Raw genomic sequence first — 407 nt, 5'->3', positions numbered from 1 at the left:
ATCCGTTAGAAGAAATTTTTTACTCATGCATAAAAAAAGCCCCGCAGTGCGGGGCTTTTTTGCGAAGTAGCGCAGAAGACTTACTCTTCTTCTTTCACCTCTTCATTAACTGCTTTCATACTAAGACGGATACGGCCTTGACGATCGACTTCCAAGACTTTGACTTGGATTAAATCACCTTCAGACAATTTATCTGACACATTCTCAACACGTTCCTCTGAAATTTGAGAAATATGTACCAGACCGTCTTTACCTGGCAGAATGGTCACAAATGCACCAAAGTCCATTAATTTAGCCACACGACCTTCGTAGATCTTACCGACTTCAACTTCAGCAGTAATATCTTCAACGCGACGCAATGCTTGTTGTCCAGCATTGTAGTCAGAAGAGAAAATCATCACGGTGCC

1 protein-coding gene is annotated in these 407 nt (G+C 42.0%); it reads right to left on the bottom strand.

The window, feature by feature from the left end; translation table 11 throughout:
• Positions 1-80 precede the first annotated feature (80 nt).
• Positions 81-407, bottom strand: a 327-nt coding sequence (locus B4K20_RS15045; RefSeq protein WP_289283534.1) for a S1 RNA-binding domain-containing protein, incomplete at its 5' end; no start/stop codon positions are given.

It is taken from the genome of Methylophaga sp. UBA5088 (genome assembly GCF_002414625.1).
In the GTDB taxonomy this organism is placed as follows: Bacteria; Pseudomonadota; Gammaproteobacteria; order Nitrosococcales; family Methylophagaceae; genus Methylophaga; species Methylophaga marina.
Note: the sequence above shows the minus strand (reverse complement) of the source record. Positions and strands in the feature narration are given on the sequence as shown.